Source organism: Pantoea sp. Fr+CA_20 (assembly GCF_024520835.1).
Taxonomy (GTDB): Bacteria; Pseudomonadota; Gammaproteobacteria; order Enterobacterales; family Enterobacteriaceae; genus Pantoea; species Pantoea allii.
In genome coordinates this window covers 1-21,747 of sequence record NZ_JALNPN010000011.1, presented here as the reverse complement: position 1 = coordinate 21,747, position 21,747 = coordinate 1, and the positions used below count along the sequence as shown (strand labels likewise).

18 protein-coding genes and 2 pseudogenes are annotated in these 21,747 nt (G+C 52.0%); 15 read left to right on the top strand and 5 right to left on the bottom strand.

The genetic code is table 11. From position 1 onward, the window contains the following. The first annotated feature begins 270 nt into the window (after positions 1–270). The 7 genes from NR177_RS14035 to NR177_RS14000 all read left to right on the top strand — a co-directional run bounded on the left by NR177_RS14035 (position 271) and on the right by NR177_RS14000 (position 8,212). The gene (locus NR177_RS14035; protein WP_241568448.1) at positions 271–516 is read left to right on the top strand and encodes a hypothetical protein; all 246 of its coding nucleotides are present in this window, start codon (positions 271–273) and stop codon (positions 514–516) included. 111 nt (positions 517–627) lie between these two features. Continuing rightward, positions 628–1,290 (top strand): YfdX family protein, encoded by a 663-nt coding sequence (locus NR177_RS14030; protein ID WP_145394458.1) that lies wholly within the window; start codon positions 628–630, stop codon positions 1,288–1,290. Positions 1,291–1,713: 423 nt separating this feature from the next. Then, complete coding sequence (locus NR177_RS14025; RefSeq protein ID WP_256853104.1) at positions 1,714–3,288, top strand: methyl-accepting chemotaxis protein; 1,575 nt, start codon at positions 1,714–1,716, stop codon at positions 3,286–3,288. 202 nt (positions 3,289–3,490) lie between these two features. After that, on the top strand, positions 3,491–3,886 hold the full coding sequence (locus NR177_RS14020) for a thioesterase family protein (protein WP_063880873.1): 396 nt from the start codon (positions 3,491–3,493) through the stop codon (positions 3,884–3,886). A gap of 298 nt (positions 3,887–4,184) precedes the next feature. Beyond that, entirely contained in the window at positions 4,185–5,471 is a 1,287-nt protein-coding gene (locus tag NR177_RS23900) for a PAS domain-containing methyl-accepting chemotaxis protein (RefSeq protein WP_109716972.1), read from the top strand. A 424-nt stretch (positions 5,472–5,895) separates the two neighbouring features. Next, complete coding sequence (locus NR177_RS14005; protein WP_256853103.1) at positions 5,896–6,669, top strand: DUF1868 domain-containing protein; 774 nt, start codon at positions 5,896–5,898, stop codon at positions 6,667–6,669. A 334-nt stretch (positions 6,670–7,003) separates the two neighbouring features. After that, positions 7,004–8,212 carry an aldose 1-epimerase family protein gene (locus NR177_RS14000; RefSeq protein WP_256853102.1) on the top strand — a complete coding sequence of 403 codons (1,209 nt, stop codon included), beginning with the start codon at positions 7,004–7,006 and terminating at the stop codon, positions 8,210–8,212. A 218-nt stretch (positions 8,213–8,430) separates the two neighbouring features. Here NR177_RS14000 and NR177_RS13995 read toward each other — a convergent pair whose 3' ends face one another. Both NR177_RS13995 and NR177_RS13990 read right to left on the bottom strand, forming a co-directional pair. Beyond that, positions 8,431–9,252, bottom strand: a complete 822-nt coding sequence (locus tag NR177_RS13995; protein ID WP_256853101.1) for a TIM barrel protein — start codon at positions 9,250–9,252, stop codon at positions 8,431–8,433. 380 nt (positions 9,253–9,632) lie between these two features. Next, positions 9,633–9,809 carry a hypothetical protein gene (locus tag NR177_RS13990; RefSeq protein WP_256853100.1) on the bottom strand — a complete coding sequence of 59 codons (177 nt, stop codon included), beginning with the start codon at positions 9,807–9,809 and terminating at the stop codon, positions 9,633–9,635. Between the two features lie 512 nt (positions 9,810–10,321). On the opposite strand from NR177_RS13990, the gene iolD reads away from it, so the two are divergent. The 4 genes and pseudogenes from iolD (at position 10,322) to NR177_RS13970 (ending at position 15,679) form a co-directional block, all read left to right on the top strand. Then, entirely contained in the window at positions 10,322–12,262 is a 1,941-nt protein-coding gene (gene iolD / locus NR177_RS13985; protein WP_256853099.1) for a 3D-(3,5/4)-trihydroxycyclohexane-1,2-dione acylhydrolase (decyclizing), read from the top strand. Between the two features lie 231 nt (positions 12,263–12,493). Beyond that, positions 12,494–12,646, top strand: a pseudogene (locus NR177_RS13980) (inositol 2-dehydrogenase); the annotation flags it as partial. A 40-nt stretch (positions 12,647–12,686) separates the two neighbouring features. Then, the gene (locus NR177_RS13975; protein WP_063880881.1) at positions 12,687–13,589 is read left to right on the top strand and encodes a sugar phosphate isomerase/epimerase family protein; all 903 of its coding nucleotides are present in this window, start codon (positions 12,687–12,689) and stop codon (positions 13,587–13,589) included. A 605-nt stretch (positions 13,590–14,194) separates the two neighbouring features. Then, positions 14,195–15,679 carry a sugar porter family MFS transporter gene (locus NR177_RS13970; protein WP_256853098.1) on the top strand — a complete coding sequence of 495 codons (1,485 nt, stop codon included), beginning with the start codon at positions 14,195–14,197 and terminating at the stop codon, positions 15,677–15,679. Positions 15,680–15,966: 287 nt separating this feature from the next. Here NR177_RS13970 and NR177_RS13965 read toward each other — a convergent pair whose 3' ends face one another. Both NR177_RS13965 and NR177_RS13960 read right to left on the bottom strand, forming a co-directional pair. Continuing rightward, positions 15,967–16,329 (bottom strand): hypothetical protein, encoded by a 363-nt coding sequence (locus NR177_RS13965; RefSeq protein WP_172897899.1) that lies wholly within the window; start codon positions 16,327–16,329, stop codon positions 15,967–15,969. 243 nt (positions 16,330–16,572) lie between these two features. Continuing rightward, the gene (locus NR177_RS13960; RefSeq protein WP_256853097.1) at positions 16,573–17,487 is read right to left on the bottom strand and encodes a LysR family transcriptional regulator; all 915 of its coding nucleotides are present in this window, start codon (positions 17,485–17,487) and stop codon (positions 16,573–16,575) included. 148 nt (positions 17,488–17,635) lie between these two features. On the opposite strand from NR177_RS13960, the gene NR177_RS13955 reads away from it, so the two are divergent. Beyond that, positions 17,636–19,057, top strand: a complete 1,422-nt coding sequence (locus NR177_RS13955) for a M20 family metallopeptidase (protein WP_256853096.1) — start codon at positions 17,636–17,638, stop codon at positions 19,055–19,057. After that, a complete protein-coding gene (locus tag NR177_RS13950; RefSeq protein WP_256853095.1) occupies positions 19,054–20,328 on the top strand; it encodes an MFS transporter in 1,275 nt (424 codons plus the stop codon). The genes NR177_RS13955 and NR177_RS13950 overlap by 4 nt, the downstream gene beginning before the upstream one ends. A gap of 72 nt (positions 20,329–20,400) precedes the next feature. On the opposite strand, the gene NR177_RS13945 is transcribed toward NR177_RS13950, so the two are convergent. Beyond that, on the bottom strand, positions 20,401–20,754 hold the full coding sequence (locus NR177_RS13945) for a hypothetical protein (RefSeq protein WP_256853094.1): 354 nt from the start codon (positions 20,752–20,754) through the stop codon (positions 20,401–20,403). A gap of 138 nt (positions 20,755–20,892) precedes the next feature. Between NR177_RS13945 and NR177_RS13940 the strand changes: the two genes are divergently transcribed. Continuing rightward, complete coding sequence (locus NR177_RS13940; protein WP_256853093.1) at positions 20,893–21,063, top strand: hypothetical protein; 171 nt, start codon at positions 20,893–20,895, stop codon at positions 21,061–21,063. A gap of 305 nt (positions 21,064–21,368) precedes the next feature. Continuing rightward, a pseudogene (locus NR177_RS13935) lies at positions 21,369–21,663 on the top strand (DUF3577 domain-containing protein); the annotation flags it as partial. Between the last annotated feature and the right edge of the window lie 84 nt (positions 21,664–21,747).

Genomic DNA, 21,747 nt, shown 5'->3' with positions numbered 1-21,747 from the left:
GTTTACATTGTCCCGGCGAGCCTCAGGATGGTCACAGAGGTATCGCGTGAAGCGTTGGTCAGATGTCAGCCTGTACGTTTTCATCTATAGAAAGCTTTGCTTTTTTAAAGAACAGGCGGCCTGTAACAACAGCATTCTGATAACCACTTGATATGTAATCATAAATAAAATCATCAAATGTAACGCTGACATGTTTATGCAAACTCATAATCACACTTAAATATCTTCCGGGTGTTAAGTAAAGACGTCAGCACGACATCAAGGAGATAAATGATGAACCCGTTAATCACGCTTTCTTTTCACGGTACTCAGTGTAAAAATCAGTCACAACAAGATTCCCATCTCACCGACGCGCTTTTTTTAGGCGATATGTTTTTCGCTCATAATAATGACAACGAACATCATGTAAAAAATTATGGATTACATGGCGCTGCGCCCGGCCATTTCTGTGTAAGAAATGCTGTGCTGGATAATCATTTCCACACTAGCCAAAAAGGGGCAGCGATATATATCTGACCACGACCGCGCATTATTTTTGCCAATCAGTAATAACCCGTAAGAAGGCAATATCGATGTAATCAATGACGTTAGCACCTTTCGGATGCATAAATGCAGAGGATAACTATCATGAAAAAGATGATTATTAGCTCAATGATTGTAGCCGTACTCGTTTTTACCGGCGGTGCCGCAGCCGCAGAATCATTCAAAGACAGCCATACGTTAAATAACGAAGTCGTGTCTGCGCAGGCCGCACAGGCGATGAATGACATTCAGCTTTCTCGCAATGCGTTATTTAATGGCCAGACGCAGCAGGCTAAAACGCTGGCGACCCAGGCTGAAACGTATCTTAAAGATAATAGCGTGGACTGGACCAGGTATATTCGCTACGACAAAAAGGCCCCAATAACAGGTGATAACTATATTCGTATAGGCTCGGACGTCTCGGTTTCTGAAGATTATCAACTTTCCAAACAGAAAAATGACGCAATCGATCAAGCCAACCAGCATATTAAGGCGGGAGATAAACAAGGCGCGCTCAATGCGTTGAAACTGGCAGGGGTTGCCGTTACCGAAACGCAGGAACTCATGCCGTTGCAGCAAACCGAAAATGACGTTTCCAACGCGCTTGCCATGATGAAACAGGATAAGTACTACCAGGCAGGCATGTTGCTGAAATCAGCAGAAGAGGGGGTCATTTACGACACCCAAACCTATTCAGAAAGCCCTGTTAACCCAACCATGCATCACACCCAAACGGGTACCCATGCTCAGCCAGGTAATAAAGGATAACCATCCTTTTTAATAAAGTTACGTTATTAAATAACGCTGCCGCTTTCATTATTCAGGATGAAAGCGGCAACGTACATCTATAAATACACTATAAGATAATCTGCTTATCTCTTGTTGCGCATAAGTATTACGAATACATCCCACTTCATAAAAAAAGAAATGACTTTTTCACTGAACAAACCATCTTTTCTGGTTATTCGAATTTATTTAAACGAACGCTGCCGCGCGATACACTTTTTCAAACAACGCTCCAGCACCCTGTCCTTTCTATTGATAACCAATGAAATTACTTTTTAACTAAACTAAAGGATAGTTTTCTAAAAAAAAAGACTTCAGGTTATAAACTGCAATTCATCTTTGCCGATAAACGAAATGTAATGGCTTTAATCACAAAAATAATAAGATCACTTATCGGGGAAAAACATGAAAATCACAACTGGCCGTAAAATCGCTTTAGCGTTCGGCATCATCGTCATCGTCTCGCTGATTGGCAGCAGTTTGTCGATCACTAACTTTCTTAAACTGCGCCAGGCCAACACCTGGAACGTCCACAGTTACCAGGTCATGAGCGTCAGCGACAGCATGCTGACCGATATGATTAATATGGAAACCGGCGTGCGTGGGTTTGTTGTCTCTGGCAATGACAACTTTCTGGCACCGTTTAACAGCGGTAAAACCGCTTTCGATCAGAAGTACAGCCAGCTACGCTCAATGACTGCGGATAACGCCGAGCAGCAGCAAAGGCTGGCATCACTGCTTGAATTGCATAAAAGCGTTCAGGGCGTAGATGAGCAACTGATCGCCTTACGCCGCGAGGTGAACAGCGGCAAGCAACCGTTGGAGACCCTGACGCATTTCTTTCAGGAAGGCCGTGATAAAGCGTTTATGGATCGCTATCGTGCCCTCGCCGCTGAATTCAACGGTGCGGAAGCCACACTGTTAGCCAAACGTTCTGCAGAGGTAAACAGTCTGGCCTTTGCCACCAAAATGACGCTGAGTCTGGCAGGTATCACCACCATTCTGCTTTCTATCATTCTGGGCACCATTATTACGCGCAGTATTATCCGCGCACTGGGCGGCGAGCCAAAAGCGGCTGCCGATATTGCCGGGATGATTGCGCAGGGTAACCTGACCGTGGAGATCGCCGTTCCGGTCAAAGGACAGAGTAGCCTGATGGGCTCTCTTGAAGCCATGCGCATGCAGTTAGTCACCATCGTCAGCGGTATCCAGTCCTCTGCTGAGCTGATCAACAATTCAGCGAGCGAAATCGCGCAGGGCAATGTCGATCTGGCCCAACGTACTGAAGAGCAGGCCGCGGCGCTTGAACAAACGGCTGCCAGCATGGAACAACTTACCGCTACCGTGCGTCAGAATACCGATAATGCGCGTCATGCGAATACACAGGCCGACACAACGTCACACGTGGCGACGCAGGGCGGTGATGTGGTGAAACAGGTTGTTGAGACCATGCGCTCCATTTCAGAAAGCTCAGGCAAAGTGGCAGAAATCATTTCGGTCATCGAAGGCATTGCTTTCCAGACCAATATCCTGGCGCTGAACGCCGCGGTTGAAGCCGCAAGAGCGGGTGAAGGTGGACGCGGATTTGCCGTTGTCGCCGGTGAGGTGCGTTCGCTGGCCTTACGCAGTTCCACTGCCGCCAAAGAGATCAAAGATTTGATCACTCAGTCGGTTGAACATGTGGCAAAAGGCTCAGGACTGGCCCGCCAGGCCGGTAATACGATGGAAGAGATCGTGAAATCGGTGCAGGGCGTGACGACGATTATGGGCGAAATCACCATCGCTTCCGATGAGCAGAGCAATGGTATCGGTCAGGTCAGCATTGCCGTCAGCCAGATGGATCAGGTAACCCAGCAGAACGCCGCTTTGGTTCAGCAGGTTTCTTCCGCCGCACAAGGTATGCTGGAGCAAACGGTGATGTTACGCGACGCGGTTTCCATCTTCCGCATCGAAAAAAGCGCTACCCCGGCTTTCCGCTAACCGGCACGCTTTTATTCTGTGTGCCTGAGTCATCACAGAGCCCGGACCCGCTAACCGCTGGCCCGGGCCTGTCTTAACGCTTGCGCCGATCATGCCTGTTGCCCCCCACGCTTTCCCCGCGTATCCCTTGCCAAAAAAAGCGTTTTAAAAAACACCGATGACCACTAAAGTGAGCATAACCTTACTCACAACGGGCGCGACTATGTTTACGAAAACCTATCAGGTTGACGAAAAGCACATTGATTTTCAGGGCGTGGTGGATGGACTTTACTATCCGTTTTATATGGAATGGACACGTCACGCATTTATGAAAGAGCACCTTGGCGTCGATCTTGAAGAAGAGTTTGCCGCAGGCCGAATTCATATGCTACTTGAGTACTCGCTGCGCTTTAAAAAGAGCCTGAAAAAAGGCGATGAAATGCAGGTCACCTGCGCGCTGGCCGCCAATGAAAAACGCAACCGCGTTAACTTCATCCAACAAATACTGGTCAACAATGTGGTGTACGCCGAGGCGGTTTTTACCGGCACCTGTCTGGAAAATGGTCGCCCGTCCATCCCGGAATTTTTGCGCAGTGCGATTCCGGATAATCCGTCGTAACGCGGCCTCACTCTGCCACATTGCAACGACGTCCGCCGCACGCGGATGCTGTTAAGGCCGTCACCTAATCGTTGAGGCGCATGCCCTCTGTTGTCTCCACTGCATGTCCTTGATGAATAGCGTGACGCGCCTCACTGCTCTGTTTCGATATGACCGAAATGTGACCTAAATATGACACACGCGATGCCGATAACCTTAGTGGACCCGAGTCGATCGGCCTCCCTTTAAACGGGTCGTTGTCTCTCCACTACGTGGTCAAAATCTTTTGACCTTTTAACGGCTATAAATGGAGAGATCTATGTTTTCCCTCACGCGTTTACTACCAGGCAAAATTTCGCTGGCTGTGTCAGATGCTCAAAATAACATTCAGGCGATAAAGGCCTGTAGCGGTTGGATCGAATTTACCCCAGAGGGGATCATTCTCTCGGCCAACCCGGCCTTTCTGGCCGTGACCGGCTATCAGCTTAACGAAATCACCGGACAGCACCATCGCATGTTCTGTAAGCCAGAGTTCGTCCACTCCCGTGAATATGGCCAGTTCTGGGAAAGACTGGCATCCGGGCAGTCGTTCAGCGGCATCTTCGAACGCTACAGAAAAGACAAAAGCCTGCTCTACCTGAGCGCCAATTATTTCCCCGTGAAAGACAAACACGGCACCGTTAAAAAAATCATCAAAATCGCCAATGACATTACCGACAGGCATGAAGAGCTGACGCACAAAGAAGCCATTATTACTGCGCTGAATAATACAATGGCGACGATTGAATTTACTCCGCATGGTGACATCATCAATGCGAACGAAAACTTTCTCGCGCTGATGGAGTACGATCTTGCAGAAATCAAAGGCAAGCATCACCGTATGTTCTGCTTCGATGCGTTCTATAAAGAAAACCCGGATTTCTGGAATAAAATTCAGCATGGCCGGTCCTTCACCGGACGTTTCGAAAGGGTAACTGCGTCAGGGAAGCGCGTCTGGCTTGAAGCCAACTACAATCCGGTTAAAGATGCCTCGGGGCACGTGTATAAAGTGATTAAGCTGGCTTCCGATATCACCGAACGCGTGGAAACGGCGAAGCAGGTTGCCGATATCGCCATGAGCACATCTGAAAAAACCTCTCATATCACCGTTAATGCAAACGATGTACTGAGCCAAACGGTGCGTAACGCGGAATCAATGGCCTCGCAGGTCAATGCGGCAACGGCAATCAGTGACAAACTGAATTACTCGGCCAAAGATATCAAAGAGATTGTCTCGACCATTAACAACATTGCCGGACAAACTAATATTCTGGCGCTGAATGCCGCAATTGAAGCCGCACGTGCGGGCGAAGCGGGACGCGGTTTTGCCGTCGTGGCGGAAGAAGTCAGACGTCTTGCCGCCTCCACCTCTCAGGCGACGCAGAAAATCAGCAAGGTGGTTGAAGAAAATACTAATCTTATTGATGAGATGTACCGACAGCTCGATGAGATCAACCACTTTCTCACCACAGAAAACGACAAGATCACTAATCTCTCAGACAATATTCAGGAAATTTTTAGCGGGGTAAAAGAGTTCGTCACCGTGATTCACAGGCTGGATGTGTAATCGAAAAGCGCCAGTATCGATAATATGCTGACCGCTTGCGTCAGCGGCGCGCCTGGTCAGGCCATCCTGAAAAGACGACCATCATTCCCTCAGCGCAGAGCGGCTCACGCGTCAGCCCTTATCACATTGTGATGCCGCCCGCTGCCATCGGCTCCCTTTATCGATGCCGGAGCAACCCGTTCAATTCTGCTTTCCCGCCCATTGGGTCATCGTATGGTCACAGACTTCGCGTAGCCTGCTTGATCATTTGCACATATTTTCATCGGGCAGGCTGCCTGTGCAACGCTGGTACGCCGGTTAAAGGGTTGGTCTGCAATGATGCGTAGACCAGAGGCACGCACAGTTGCCGCCTCAATCCCGTTCGCGCATGCATGACACTTTTGAGTGCGTTTGCCGGACGATTCGCTGATAGAGGGGGAGCACCATGACAACACGGAGAACACTTTTGAAAGGAACGCTGTTGACGCTGGCCGGAATGGCCACCTCCATGAGCCGGGCTGCCGATCATTTGCCGAACGACATAGGCAGAAAATTTGCGGCTGACGGGCGCGTACTGCCGTTTCGGGGCAACACGATTATTTGTCATCTGCCACAGCAAGAAAAAGATTCTGACGCGTTCGATGCGCTACTGGATATTTACCGCGCATTACCGGCTGAACCCTGGGCGCGCAACGTCACGGCACTGCCGCCATCCAGCTATCATATGACGGTCTTCGGTGGCGCAAACGACAAGGCCCGTCACTATCCCCTCTGGCCAGCCGGACTCCCACTCGATATACCGATAGAGGAATGCGATCGCATCCTGGCCGATCGGCTGCGGCAATTTCGCCTGGGTGAGGATGCCTCTCCTTACCATATGCGCGTTGATCCGGCAGAGCCGTCCGCGAAGGAAAAGCCGCTGACGCTTCGCCTGCTGTCAGCCGATGAGGATACCGAAACCCGCCTGCGCCGTTTGCGCGATCGGCTATCGCAGGTGACTGGCATTCATGAGCCAGACCATGAGCGTTACGGTTTCCACATCACCCTGGGTTATCAGTTCGCTCCCCTGACCGACGACGAGGACGCCGCATGGCGACGTTCGCTGGCGGCATGGAAAACAACCATTGCCCAACGTGTCCCGGTGATAACCCTGGGTAATCCTGAGTATTGCCTGATGAACGATATGTTCGCATTCAGGCGCCAGTTTTATCTGACATAACGGACGCGCGTCTGCAACAGGCACGCCAGGCGCGGCTGAAAATGCCGCCGCCCTTCCCCAGCCAGGCATACCGGCAAAGCACGTTTATAATGACCTGGCCCGCCCGACTTGCCCGGCTCTTTACGCCCGCTCGTATCGGCTGAATCGTTACAACGCTAATCCTGTTAACCGCCGTAATCGTCACCTTTCTCATTTTTATCTGTGACCCGGCGCACAGTGCTGGGGCATTTGTGGATTCTTTTTCCAGCAGGTGAGGCGAATCACGTTTCGGTTAAGTGCAAATCAGTAAATTCCCTTAACGACTGAAAAAACGATTCAGCTTAAGGAAGGAAAGATGAAGACTAAAATCGCACTTGCCGTATTCGCCGTGATGATATCGGGTTCCGTGTCAGCAAAAACCTGGGTGCTGACGAGTGCTGAACAAGGCACAGACAAAGGCAACTGGCAAATAACCAGCAGCGAGCTGAAGTTGCAGGGCAAACCGTTCAGCATCGAACAGAAAGTCCTGCACGGCGGTAAACAAGAAGGCAGTAAAATCCTTGAGATTCGCAGTCAGGATGGCCTGACCATCACGCTGATCCCCACCCGAGGAATGAACCTGCTGCGAGTAGAAGGTTTTGGCACCCGGCTGGGCTGGGATTCCCCCGTGAAAGAGGTGGTGAACCCGGCTTACATCAATCTTGAAAGCCGAAATGGCCTGGGTTGGCTGGAAGGTTTCAACGAAATGATGGTGCGCTGCGGCTATGAATGGACCGGACATCCGGTGAACGACAAAGGGCGCATTTATACGTTGCACGGTAAAGCGGGTAATACACCGGTATCCCAGCTTGAAGTCGAGGTAGCCGATGCGGCCCCGCATGAGATTCGTATTCGGGGTTTGATCAAAGAGAGCACGTTCAAAAAAGCGGATCTCCAGACGCTTACCGAACTGCGCTATGTGCCTGGCAGCAATCAGTTCAGCCTGCATGACGTGCTGACTAACCATTCAGATTACCCGCACGATTACGAGATTATTTATCACAGCAACTTTAGTACGCCGATTCTGGAAGAAGGCGCTCGTTTCCTCGCTCCGATGTCGAGCATCAGTCCGTTTAATGATTACGCCAAAGCGGGTTTGAAAAACTGGCAAACCTATCAGGGACCGACCAAAGACTTTGATGAAATGGTGTTTAACATCAAGCCGCTTTCCGACAAGGATCATCACACGGTCGCTGCCGTCGTCAATAAAGCCGGAAATAAAGGCGCCTCCATCCAGTTTGATACCCAACAACTGCCACTGCTGACTTTGTGGAAAAATACCGATACGCTGAAACAAGGTTACGTCACCGGTATTGAACCCGGCACCAACTATGCTTATCCGGTGACCGTTGAACGTGAACAGAAGCGGGTGAAACAGCTGGCGCCAGGAGCAAGTACGGCGTTTGATCTTACCTATACGCTATTGCACAACAGCGAGCAGGTTAATGCCGTTGAAAAACGCATTAAGGCGATTCAGGGCGACACGAAGATTGATGAGAATGCTACGCCAGTAGCGACAGAGTAAAACATCCTGCCTCTCTGCGGGGAAGTTTGTCGTCTCTCAGAGCGGACAGATGATGAATCACACTGACGGGCATGATTGCCCGTCAGTGCATCAACGAAGCCTGGGCGCGTTTACTTCGACGCCCTGTTGGCCGTTCCTCATAATGCTGTTTCTGTGAACCGAAGATGCATGAGATATCATCGATAAATCAGCAGGTTAAATCTCACACGCGAGGCACTTTACTTCAGGGAATGTTGAATCAGTTGGATGCTGTTTTTAATTTCATGCTGAATCTTGGTCTCATCCCAGTCCGCCAGTTCTGGCGCAAAAGGTTCAAAGGCATAAATGCCTTTATAGCCTCGTTCTTCAAGCTGTTTAACCTGGCGACAGGTGAACAGGCGATCTTCCGGCGTTAACATTATGCGCTCGGCATCGGTCAGGCTTTCACGCGGACGTTTGTCCTCCACGCCCGACAGGTGAACCAGACCGATTTGGGCGATATCCACCTGGCTGAATTCGGCGTCAGCATCGGGATAGAGATGATGATGGAAGGTGTCGATTAATAATTTAAAGGGAACATGGGCATCGCGAATAAGATTCTGCGCCTGCGCTGCTGAACGCAGCGAGCTTTGTGGAAAGCCCAGCGGCTCAACCAGTCCGGTTATTCCATAGGTCGCGAACAGCGGTGCCACATCGCGCAGCGCGTTTACTGTTACCTCTGGCGCAACCGACGAGCCGTCGTTCAGGGGACAAAGCACCAGCGAACGCGCCCCCACCGCTTTCGCATCAGCCAGTAAGGACTCGGTCAGTTGGCGAACCTGTTCCGTACGCTGATTGAAGGGATAAACGGCGTTTATGGTAATAATGTCAATGCCATAGCGTTCAGCCAGTGCGCAAACCTGGGCAGCACTCAGGTTGTCCATCACTTTACCGCTGGGCAAGTCGTTACGAAGTTCAACCTTATTCAACCCTAAACCGTTCACCAGCCTGAAGAAGGCTTCAATGCTCAGCGAGGGGGCGATCTTTCTGTTGATACAAAAACGTTCTGCGGCGATGGTCATGCGACTCTCCTGAACCCGGTAACATCAAGCGAACCCAACGGGATAATGAAAATATTTATTTCATTTTATATTAAAAGGAAAATAAATTTCTTTGATGACTCTCGCAAAATACGTTAACGCCTGGTTAGAAACCTCAGAAAAGAAAGAACAAAACCCGCCATTTCCCTTAATTAACAACAGAATATTCACCATTCTTCGCCTGACAAAAAACCGGCAGGTTCACGTGGAAAAATGCATCCATGATGAAATGGAAATTTCATTTAAATGCCCTTTAAGCACCCTGCGAGGACAGCGACAGTCAGGTGTGAATCTTTTACCGATGTCAGGCAGTACCTGACTATCGCGGGTCAGGTTAGTAGTGGAGAGCAGCCATCCAGCCATTACAGTGTGGTCATCGGGGCAATAGCCTGCGCGCCGTTGCCGGCTGAGCGACCAGGATAGTTGAAGCAACGGGCGACATCTTCCGGCCTCGCCGCGCTTTGCCGGGCAACGGAAGCGACGGGCAGCCGCTCCATAACAATGACGTCAAACCGCATTGAGGCGGCATTTGTGAGCATGTCGTTTTGTGTGCCTTGCCGGGCCGGGTCATCGATCTGAGCGCGTTCCGCATGGGGGCAGTGATGGCCCTTGTATGGACTTTACATTCCATAATTAATTTAAATGAAATATAAATTTAAACAGTGCGAATGCGCTGTCACTTTTTCCTCTGCGCCTGGCGCGCGCGGCCGTTATGGCGGGCCAATGCATCCCAATAGGCAGCCTGTCTGAGGTGGCGTTTTTATTTTAGAATTCAAAATAATGCCGCATTCCTCGATCTTTCATGCGTATGCATTGCTCACCTGGCAGGCACTGCGCCCCCGCATCCCCGTCGGAATAGCAGTAGAGTTTGATCGCCCTCGCAAAATGAAATCTTTCTTCTGTATTATGGTTTAATGAAAAATATGTTTGCCTATAATCGGGCATTATCCAGATTAAGGTACAACCTCTTCACTGCGTCAAGGCAAACACCGCCTGACAGAGCAAGGGGCCGGGCGACAGGCTACTACCGATCAAAACAGGAATGAGCAAAATGGGCAAAGTGAGACTGACAATGGCGCAGGCGCTGGTTACGTTCCTTGATAATCAGTATCTGAAAGTGGATGGTGAAGAGCTCAAATTTGTTAAAGGCATTTTCGCTATATTCGGGCACGGTAACGTGCTGGGACTGGGTCAGGCGCTGGAGCAGAACTGCGGCGATCTGCGGGTGTTCCAGGGGCGTAACGAACAGGGGATGGCACATGCGGCAACCGGGTTTGCGAAGCAATCTCTGCGTCGTCAAATCATTGCCTGCACCTCTTCTATCGGCCCTGGTGCGGCCAATATGATTACCGCCGCAGCCACGGCCACAGCAAACCGCATTCCTTTATTGCTCCTGCCCGGTGACACTTTTGCAACACGGCAGCCCGATCCCGTGCTGCAGCAAATCGAGCAGAGCCACGATCTCAGTATCAGCACTAACGACGCGTTTCGCCCGGTAAGCAAATACTGGGATCGCATTACTCGCCCGGAACAACTGATGAGCGCCTGCCTTAATGCGATGCGCGTTCTGACCGATCCCGCTGAAACCGGCGCGGTCACACTCTGTTTGCCTCAGGATGTGCAGGGCGAAGCCTGGAACTATCCAGAGTCCTTTTTTGCCCGACGGGTGCACGTGTTAGATCGTCGTCCGGCCAGTCAGGCGCAACTGGATGACGCTATTGCTGCTATTAAAGCAAGCCAAAAGCCGCTGATCGTCTGCGGCGGTGGGGTGAAGTACGCGGGCGCAGGCCAGGCATTGATGCATTTTGCCAGCCGTTACGGTATCCCGTTTGTCGAAACCCAGGCGGGTAAAGGCACCGTTGTCTCATCACATCCTTTTAACGCGGGCGGTGTCGGAGAAACCGGCTGTCTGGCCGCCAACCAACTGGCGAAAGAGGCCGATCTGGTTATCGGCATCGGTACGCGCTTCAGCGACTTTACCACCTCATCGAAATGGATTTTCCAGCATCCGTCCGTCCGCTTCCTGAATATCAACGTCAGTAATTTTGATGCCTGGAAACTGGATGGTATGCCGCTTCTGGCCGATGCGCTCACGGCGCTCAACACGCTGGATGCGGTGCTGGAAAAAGAAACCTGGCGCGCCAGTTGGGGCGACCGTATTGCCGAGCTGCTCACTCAACAGCACAAAGAAACTCAGCGTGTCTATCAGGCAGTATGGAAGGAAACGTCTTTCGTGCCTGAAATCGACGACCATCTGGATCGCGAGTCAGTCTACCGTGAATTTCGTCAAATAACCGACTCAACCCTGACACAAAGCAGCGTACTGGGCGTCCTCAACGAGGTGCTTCCCGAAGAATCGGTGATTGTGGCCGCAGCGGGAAGTCTGCCGGGCGATTTGCAACGTGTCTGGCGCACCCGGGCCGAAAATACCTATCACGTCGAGTACGGTTACTCATGCATGGGTTATGAAGTCAGCGCCGCGCTGGGCGTAAAACTGGCACAGCCGCAAAGCGAGGTCTATGCCCTGGTGGGCGACGGCTCTTTTATGATGCTGCACTCTGAGCTCGTCACATCGCTGCAGGAAGGCGCGAAGATTAATATCGTGCTGCTCGATAACATGACTAACGGATGTATTAACAACCTGCAAATGGAACACGGCATGAACAGTTTCTGCACCGAGTTCCGCTACCGCTCCCCGGAAAATGGCCGACTGACCGGTGGCCTCGTTCCCGTCGATTTTGCCGCAATTGCAGCGGGCTATGGCTGCAAGACCTGGCGAGTCACCAGCCTTGATGAACTGCGTCAGGCGCTCGATGCCTCGCGCCACGAGACGGGCAGCACACTGATTGATATTAAAGTGTTGCCGAAAACGATGGTGCACAAATATGGCAGTTGGTGGAACGTTGGCGTCGCGCAAACGGCGCTTTCGGAACGGATTCGCAAGGTTGCTAAACAGATCAATGAAAAACGCGCGCAGGCGCGCGATTACTGAGTGCCGTCCTGATCCTGAAGCCTGTGAACATGTGGGCGTAAGATCATGACGTTACGCCTCGGTGTCACAGGTGCTGGCCTCATCGGTAAAGAACGTATTCGCCGTTGCACGCAAATATTACGGGGCGCAACGGTCGTGGCGAAAGCGGATATTAATGCGGAAAGCGTTATGGCCTCGTCAGGGATTGATGGCGAATCCTCTGCAAGGCTTATGGCGCTGAGCGGCAAAACTATCAATGACGTTAAGGCCGGTCAGCTTCACGGCTCCTCAGCCTGGGATGGCTATGCAGCATCTGTTGCGGCCGATGCCAGCCTGAAAACAGCGGAAAGTGGCGAAACGGTAAGCGTTACGCTGCCTGAACGCCCCTCTTTTTATCAGCGTTAAGCGCTGGCCTACCATCCATTTTTACTGACAGGTAACAATGATGAAAATTGCATTTGACGTAGACGTGATAAAAGATCTGGGCGTGACCCGGATGGTGCACCAGGTCGCGGATTGGGGTTATAAATACATCGAGCAGTCGCCGCATCCCCAGATCAATCCTTTCTATAAACATCCGCGCGCCAGCCGCGAAATCATTACGGAATATAAGCGGGCGCTGAATGAAACCGGTTTAGAGATATCTTCATTTATTTGTGTTTATCGCTGGTCGGGTCCTGATGAACTGCGTCGTCAGGCCGCCGTGAAAAACTGGAAGCGCCTGGTTGAAATCGCCGTCGAGATGGGCGTGCAGGTCATTAATACCGAATTCTCCGGCGATCCAAATCAACCAGAAATCTGCGACGAAATGTTCTATCGTTCGATGGAAGAACTGTTGCCTGTTTTTGAACGCGAGGGCATTCGTGTTGAGATTCAGGCTCATCCGTGGGATTTTTGCGAAGAGAACGACGGGACGGTTGACGTAGTGAAATCGTTTCGCAGCGATAACGTCAAATATATCTACAGCGTGCCGCACACCTTCTTTTACGACAAAGGAATCGGTGACGTCGCAAGAATGTTGCGCTATGCCGGTGACGATCTGTCCCACGTGCTCATCGCTGACACCATGAACCACACCAGGCACTGTCGTTATATCGTTAATCCTCCGGGTGTTGATGCCACCATCCACCAGCATGTTGCCGTAGGTGAAGGTGAAGTGGATTTCGACGCGCTGTTCCGTACCCTGCGCGAAATGAAATTCGCCGAGAAGACCTTTAAAGTCGGCGGTGAATCTATCGTGGCCGCGTCCCTTTTTGGTTATCCGGAAAAGATGAAGTACCAGGCTGTGGAAACGCGTGAATTGATTGAACGTGAATTGCTCGGTCACCAGGATACCTCAGCAGTATAACGATAAGACGTTCGGTAAAGAGCAAGCGGGCTCATGACAAGGATGTCATTGATTTTCTCATGTATTACGCTGACCAAAAGCGTCTGGCAAAAAGGCATCAAGCGCTGGAGAGGCAAGAGCACAGTTACCCTCGCCCAGCTTGCAGGCAACACACGCATTCTCTGGATGAAAAGCGGGCACAGCATCGTTGATAACAACCTTCGTGCGTAAGCGCCTCTTACCACCTGACATTGATTTTCTACCCGCTACTTTGTGAAAGAAAAATTCCAAATACTCCACTTAATTCCCGTCTCGTTCAGGCCGGTTTAATGCCGACAGCGCGGTAAATTTTCACGCGTTTGAATCGAATAATATCAATATCCTGGCATCACGTCGGGCCATCATGCTGCGTTCACATTTTGTTCAGCACCTCTCCTCTTCCTGTCGTTTCATAAAAAATAATTAACAAAACATGATCCATAACTCAAACATAAAGTTTCATAGTTAACATTGATGAAATTTTTGATCTAAATTAATGCTGTTAATTTAGGTGTACTGAGGTGAATGCTTTGCGCCTGGACAAATTTTAGATTTATTTCTCTTACATCAGGTGACTGGAGTCTTGTATGACGAAAGAACAATTTCTCACACTGAACAACGCATCGGGCCCAAACAGTAACGCACCTACTTCGCCTTTCGTGAAGGTCGTTGCGCTCATCGCAACGCTAGGTGGTTTACTTTTTGGGTACGATACCGGCGTGATTTCTGGCGCGTTGCTTTTTATGGGCGATGAGCTGCATCTCACCCCCTTCACAACCGGGCTGATCACCAGTTCTTTGCTGTTTGGTGCCGCCTTTGGCGCGTTGTTATCAGGCCATCTGGCAGCAGCAGCGGGCAGAAGGAAAATAATCCTCTATCTGGCCGTTATTTTTGCGATTGGCGCGGCAGGCACGTCACTGGCACCAGACGTAAACTGGATGGTTTTCTTTCGTCTTATCCTGGGCGTGGCGGTCGGCGGCGCGGCGGCGACCGTACCGGTTTATATCGCAGAGATGGCCCCCGCCAATAAACGTGGGCAACTGGTGACGCTCCAGGAACTGATGATTGTCTCGGGCCAGCTCCTGGCTTATATCTCGAATGCGACCTTCCACGAAATATGGGGAGGTGAAAGCACCTGGCGTTGGATGCTGGTGGTAGCAACGCTTCCTGCCGTATTGCTGTGGGTCGGGATGATGTTTATGCCCGATACGCCACGCTGGTATGCCATGAAAGGCCGTCTGGCTGAGGCTCGCCGCGTACTTGAACGCACGCGCCACAAGGATGAGGTGGAATGGGAGCTGATGGAGATTACCGAGACGCTGGAAGAACAGAGCTCGCTGGGTAAACCGCGTTTACGTGAAATGCTGACGCCGTGGCTGTTCAAACTTTTTTTGATAGGTGTCGGTATCGCCGTTATCCAGCAGCTAACCGGCGTCAACACCATTATGTATTATGCCCCCACCGTGCTGAAGTCAGTCGGTATGTCGGATAACGCCGCGCTTTTTGCCACCATCGCCAACGGCGTGGTGTCCGTCTTGATGACGTTCGTTGGGATCTGGATGCTGGGTAAAGTGGGTCGCCGAACCATGGTGATGATGGGACAGTTTGGTTGCACCGCCTGTCTGGTCTTTATTGGCACGGTGAGCTATCTGCTGCCTGAAACGGTTAATGGTCAGCCAGATGCGCTACGGGCTTATATGGTACTGGCGGGCATGCTGATGTTTCTCAGTTTCCAGCAGGGTGCCTTATCACCCGTGACATGGTTGTTATTGTCAGAAATATTTCCGACGCGACTGCGTGGCATCTTTATGGGCGGTGCCGTATTCGCCATGTGGATAGCGAACTTCCTGATCTCTCTTTTCTTTCCTCTTCTTCTTGCCCGGGTGGGTCTGGCGGGTACGTTCTTTATTTTCGCCGCCATTGGACTCTTTGGTGCCATCTTTGTTATCAAATGCGTGCCGGAAACCCGCAACAGGAGCCTGGAGCAGATCGAGCATTATCTGAAAGGCTGGCTTGATGATGAAAATCGCCATACGGCCAACAATGCCGTTTTCGTTTCAAAAAGCCGCTAACGGCACAGGCGCTTAAGAGTTGGCAATCGCATGTGCCGTAATGAGGACGTTGAAGGGATGATAATGCTCAATGTTATCTGACGATGCCCTGAGGATGACAGCGTGCCAATCTCAACGCTGCGTTGGGCATGACGAAGATAATAACCTTTTGCGCCGCCAGCTGAGCCTTCATACAGTATAACCGCCCCGGATACAGAGACAGGCTGATATCCGGGGCGTTATTTATTACCGTCAGGCGCTGAGCTAAGCACCGGTGTTCCCCCTACGGACTAATTTAGGGAAAGCCGTTAGGCCGAAAAGCGACAAGGACGATCAAGCTCATCGAGCTTCTTTTCCACCAGCCATTGGAACGTTTTGCCATCCGGGCGGGAATACAGCGCTTTTCTTAGCGGGACGAGCGCTACCCACTTTTGAGCAATCGTCATTTTTCTGACATCGGCTAGCAGCAGCCCATGATGTTCGCTTATCGCCCGGTTAACGGCCTGCTCGGCGGTGACGCCGGTCCAGTTACGGCTGCGCTTCAGCGCTTCGCCAAACCACAGCAGGCGAAAACTCTGGTGACGTTCAATCAGCCCTTTCACCGCACTGACGCGCTGCCAGAACGTTTTACTGAGGGTATCAATGACATCCTCAGGAAAGAAAGAATCCATGGTGGTTCTCCTTTGCAGATGAATGTTCAGGTCGTTATGTGCCGCTCTACTCTGTGTAATCGGCAAACTTCCGGCAGAGATACAGCGGCTTATGAAAGGAATGATAGGCGGGTCACAGGCAGAATCCTCGCCCTTTTACAGCCTTTTACGTCCTTTACACTATCTAAAGAGAGATGACATGACGTGTGAATGAAAAGCCCCGTGTCTGGCGCATTTCCCGTGATCAATAAACTGGCAGTGGGGTTATAGGGTCAGCGGCTCGTCCAGCGCGTTCAGTTGCTGCCGCGCAAACCCTAAAAATACTTCCAGCGCGGCGCTGCGGGGCCGACCGGAAGGCACCTGCAACTGCAAATTGCGCTGGCTTAGCTGATCGATGCCCACGGATCGCAAAACCAGTCCGTGCGCTTCGGCTTCCTGTATCACGCTGAAAGCACTACAAATGGTCACGGCTAACGGCGTATGCAGCAGGAACTGAAACAGGGTTGAAAAGTTATCGCAGGTGACGACCGGTTCAATCAGATTGCCGCTCATGTGGCTCGCCAGCTCGAACAGCTGTCGTACCGTGGTGTTTTGCTGCGGCAGCGCCAGCGGATAGTGGCTGATATCGCTGAGTGTCACCTGCGGCGCGCTGGCCAGTGGATGGCTCTGATGCATCACCAACAGCACCGGTGCAGGCCAGGAACCGAGGATCTCAACTCCGTGCTCAGCGTGCAGGCTGAACTGTAACGCCAGGTCGCATTCTCCGTTGCGTATCAGTTCTGATACGCCCTGCGGGCTGGCGACCTTGATTTCAAAAAGAATGCCGGGGTTATCTTCCCGAAAGGCGGCAATCATGCGGGGCAGCAGCGTAAAGGCCAGTCCATCGGTACAGGCCAGCCGAATCAACGTACGGCGCACGGCTTTCAGCCCTTTGATTTCTGCCAGCGCGTATTCCATATCCAGCATATTTTTGCGCACGTGATGAGCAAAGATTTCCCCGGCTTCATTCAGCACCATGCCACGCGCATGACGCTCAAACAACGGCACGCCCACCTGTGTTTCCAGCCGCTGAATCTGACGACTGATTGCCGACACGGCAATAAACAGCTGCTCACTCGCCGCGCTGAGCGAGCCTGTATTCACGACGGCGAGGAAATAGCGGATTTCATTACTGATCATGCGGTCGCCTCATGCTGGTGCATGCCTCGAAAACGGGCACGTTTGCTTTGCTTTAAAAGCAAACCTTACTAGATAAATTGATAATGGTGGCAAAGCAGCGTTTCAGCAATGATGACAAAACCATAATATGAATAAAAGACGAGCAAACATGACAGCCCAACAAGCGGTAGACCAGGCCACCGCATGGTTCGACAGTGGCGAGTTTCAACGGCTACTCGCACGCCGCGTTTCGCAGCGTACCGAGAGTCAGCGTCAGGATCGCGACAGCGAATTACACCACTATTTACATGACGAAATCGGCCCACAGCTGAGTGCATTGGGTTTTACCCTGCACTTCATCGAGAACGCCGAAGCGGCCCATCGTCCGTTTCTGGTCGCAGTGCGCATTGAAGATCCCACTCTGCCTACCCTGCTGAGCTACGGTCATGGCGATGTGGTGTTTGGCGATGATGAAAACTGGCGCGAAGGATTATTGCCCTGGCAGCTCGTTGAAGAAGGCGATCGCTGGTACGCCCGTGGCAGCGCAGATAACAAAGGTCAGCACTGCGTGAATCTGGCCGCGCTGGAACAGGTGTTCATCGCACGCGGTGGACGTCTGGGCTTCAACTGCAAGCTACTGTTCGAGATGGGCGAAGAGATCAGTTCCCCCGGCCTGGCGCAGCTGTGCCAGCAGCACGGTGATCTGCTGAAAGCCGATCTGTTTATCGCCTCGGACGGTCCACGTCTGAATGCAGTGCAACCTACCCTGTTTCTGGGTTCACGCGGGGCGGTGAATTTCCGCCTGACGGTGACTGCCCGTGACAACGCCTATCACTCCGGCAACTGGGGCGGCTTGCTGAGCAACCCTGGCACCCAACTGGCCAACGCCATTGCCGCGCTGGTTAATGCCCAGGGCGTGCTTCAGGTTGAGGCGCTGAAACCCAACTCGCTGACCCCGCAGGTGCGCGACATTCTCAGCCAGATTAAGGTTGGCGGGATGCCGGGCGATCCCGAGATCGATCCGAACTGGGGTGAACCGGTATTGACGCCAACGGAACGTCTGTATGGCTGGAACACGCTTGAAGTACTGGCATTCCTGACGGGCAATCCTGCGCGCCCGATGAACGCCATTCCGGGTGAAGCCAGCGCCGTCTGTCAGCTGCGCTTTGTGGTGGGCACCGACTGGAAGAACCTGGCGCAGCACGTCAGCGAACATCTGGCGCAGCATGGCTTTGGTTACGTGAAGGTCGAGTTTATGCGCGGATCGCCGGCAACCCGCCTTGATCCCACCGATCCGCTGGTCGACTGGGTGCTGGGCAGCATTGCCGAAACCAGCGGTAAAAAACCGGCTCTGCTGCCCAACCTGGGCGGATCGCTGCCCAACGAGGTGTTTTCCGACATCCTCGGCCTGCCCACATTGTGGGTGCCGCACTCTTATCCCGCCTGCGGTCAGCACGGCGTGAACGAACATATGCTGAAGTCGATTGCGCGTGAAGGTCTGCAAATCATGACCCGACTGTTATGGGACTTAGGCGAGCAAGGCCGCGAACTGGTGGCGAAGCACCGTCAACATGCCGGAGGTGCCGCATGAGCACACTCAACACGGCTGCACCGCTGCACGCGAATAAACCCAGCCTGCACAAAACCCTTTTCGCCACCTGCATCGGTAACGCGCTGGAGTGGTTTGATATTGCGGTTTACGGCTTTTTTGCCAGCTATATTGCCCATGCGTTTTTCCCGACCAGCGATCCGTCCGTTTCTATGCTGCTGACCTTCGGCAGTTTCGGTGTCTCCTTCCTGATCCGTCCGCTGGGCGCGATTGTGTTGGGTAACTACGCCGATCGTCACGGGCGTAAGAAGGCGCTGCTGTTGTCCATCAATCTGATGATGCTGGGCGGTGCCATCATTACGTTCATGCCAGGCTACGCGAGCATTGGCCTGGCTGCGCCTTTGTTGATTCTGCTGGCGCGTCTGGTGCAGGGCTTTTCTGCGGGTGGCGAATTTGGCAGCTCGACGGCATTTCTGGTGGAGCATTTCCCCGAGCGCAAAGCCTTTATCGCCAGCTGGCAGTTTGCCACCCAGGGGGCAAGTACGCTGATGGCATCCGCGTTTGGTCTGGGATTAACGCAGATTCTTACTGAAAGCCAGATTCAGGACTGGGGCTGGCGCATTCCGTTTGCCTTTGGTCTGCTGATTGGCCCGCTGGGGATTTATATTCGTCGCCACGTACATGAACCTGCCAGCTTCGCCACGAGGCAGCCTGAAGTCGCCCCGCTTAAGCGCCTGTTTGGCCGTCAGAAAGAGCTGATGCTGCTGGCGATTGGCCTGATGGTCATCTCTACGGCGGTTAACTACATGCTCAACTATGTGCCGACCTATGCCACCCGCAACCTGCACCTGCCCGGCTCTGTCGCCTTCACCGCCACTTTGCTGGCGGGCATGATCCTGACCGTAGTCACGCCGATTATGGGCCTGTGGGCAGAACGCGTGGGCCGGGTTCCGTTGATGTGGGGATCACTGATTTTACTGATCGTCACCATCTACCCTGCCTTTAAGCTGGTGGTGAATCACACCACGCCCACCACGTTGATCGTTATGGTCTGCTGGATGGCGTTGCTCAAGTCGATTTACTTCTCCACGGTGCCGTCGGTCATGGCCGATCTGTTTCCAATGGGCACCCGCGCCAGCGGGATGGCGATCAGCTATAACATCGCGGTGACGGTATTTGGCGGATTTGCGCCGCTAATCTGTACGCTGTTGATCACCGCCACCGGCACCAGCCTGGCACCCGGCTATTACCTGATGGCGATGTCGGTGCTGAGCGGCCTGGCGCTGCTGCGGAGTCAGAAGCGGATTCGGTGAGGGAACAGGTGCACAGGGTTGTGCACCTGACGGATTTTATTACCGCGTTAACGTTCCAGAGATTGAGGATGGCTATGCCTGAGAGATTGCGTTATCCGGCTTGGTCGCCCGCTTCGCCATATCGGCAAGCGCTGGAATAAGCAGGCTGATGGCATTCAGCCCGTGCCCAAGCTGGCAAAGGCTTTCAGGCGTAAATTCTTTCACATTATTATCGGCAAACGTCACCAGGGAATCGCCAATAAAGTGCAGACAATGGCAAAGCCCAGCGCGTGTTTCGTCACAATACTCTGTAATTAAAGAACGTGAATACGCTTCCATATTTGAAAAGTCCAGCTGAGAAAGTGCGTCATGCATTCCAGAATACAGACACTCACGATCGGGCAATGATTGATAAAAGGTGTCCATGTTATTATCGACATCAGCCATCGCATTAGTCTCCTTAATGTTGTGGTCAGAAGCCCGGTTTGTGTTCGCGCACAGCCGGGCTTCGCTCTTTCTGTTGCATCACACCCTGTAAGTGCGGTGTAATTACAACCACTTCATACTAAGGATTCTGTAATTACAATGTCAAAGGAAAAGGCCAAAACAGACCAGTACCAAATCCGACTTTCTCACGAATTTCGGACGCAGCTCGAAGAACAGGCGCGGGAAGATGGTGACGTCAACCTGGCGACATGGATAAAGCGGATACTGAGGAAAGAGCTTAAGGCAAGGGGCGTTGAGCCGAAGGGGTGAGTTTAGGTTAGAGTTATTTCGCTTGAACGGCATTATTGTTGCTGTCTCAACAACCAACCAATTTTTCAGCAGCCTGAGAGAAATGCTTACGTGGTTGCCATCTAAAACTTCATGACCTGAGAGAAGTGCTGCTTTTGCAGTGGTCGATCCGCTTAACCTCATAATGCGGATATCACCTGTATGATGAGGCTCTTTGTACTGACCAGCCAGCGCGGCATAGCCATTCGCGCTTCCTTACGAAAAGCATTTACCCGTCAGGGATGAATGTTTCTCCGTCAACATTTCCCACTCTTAGAGTAAACATCATGACTGCTATCACGACCAATATTTCTGCATATAATACCAACACCATTTCTACCAAAGCGGAAAATTTCAATCTCGACATCAAAGTATCTGAGCAACATTCGCAGAATTGAAACCTTCAATGGTGGCTTCCCATGCGTTTTGATAAATGCGCTTAGCGGCCCTACTGACAACACTACTTATGTGCGCTTTGATGCCACTTTCGCCAGTAAGGAGGCAACGGATCTTACAAGCCGCTGCAAGAAAGCTGTAGACGAGGACCAGAAAGTGCTGCTTAGTTTTACTCTCAGTAACCTGATGTCTGTGACCTGCTCCCCGTTGATTAATACACCGCGATGTTAGTAATGTCTTCATCAGTCACATGAGGACATCCCCATGAAG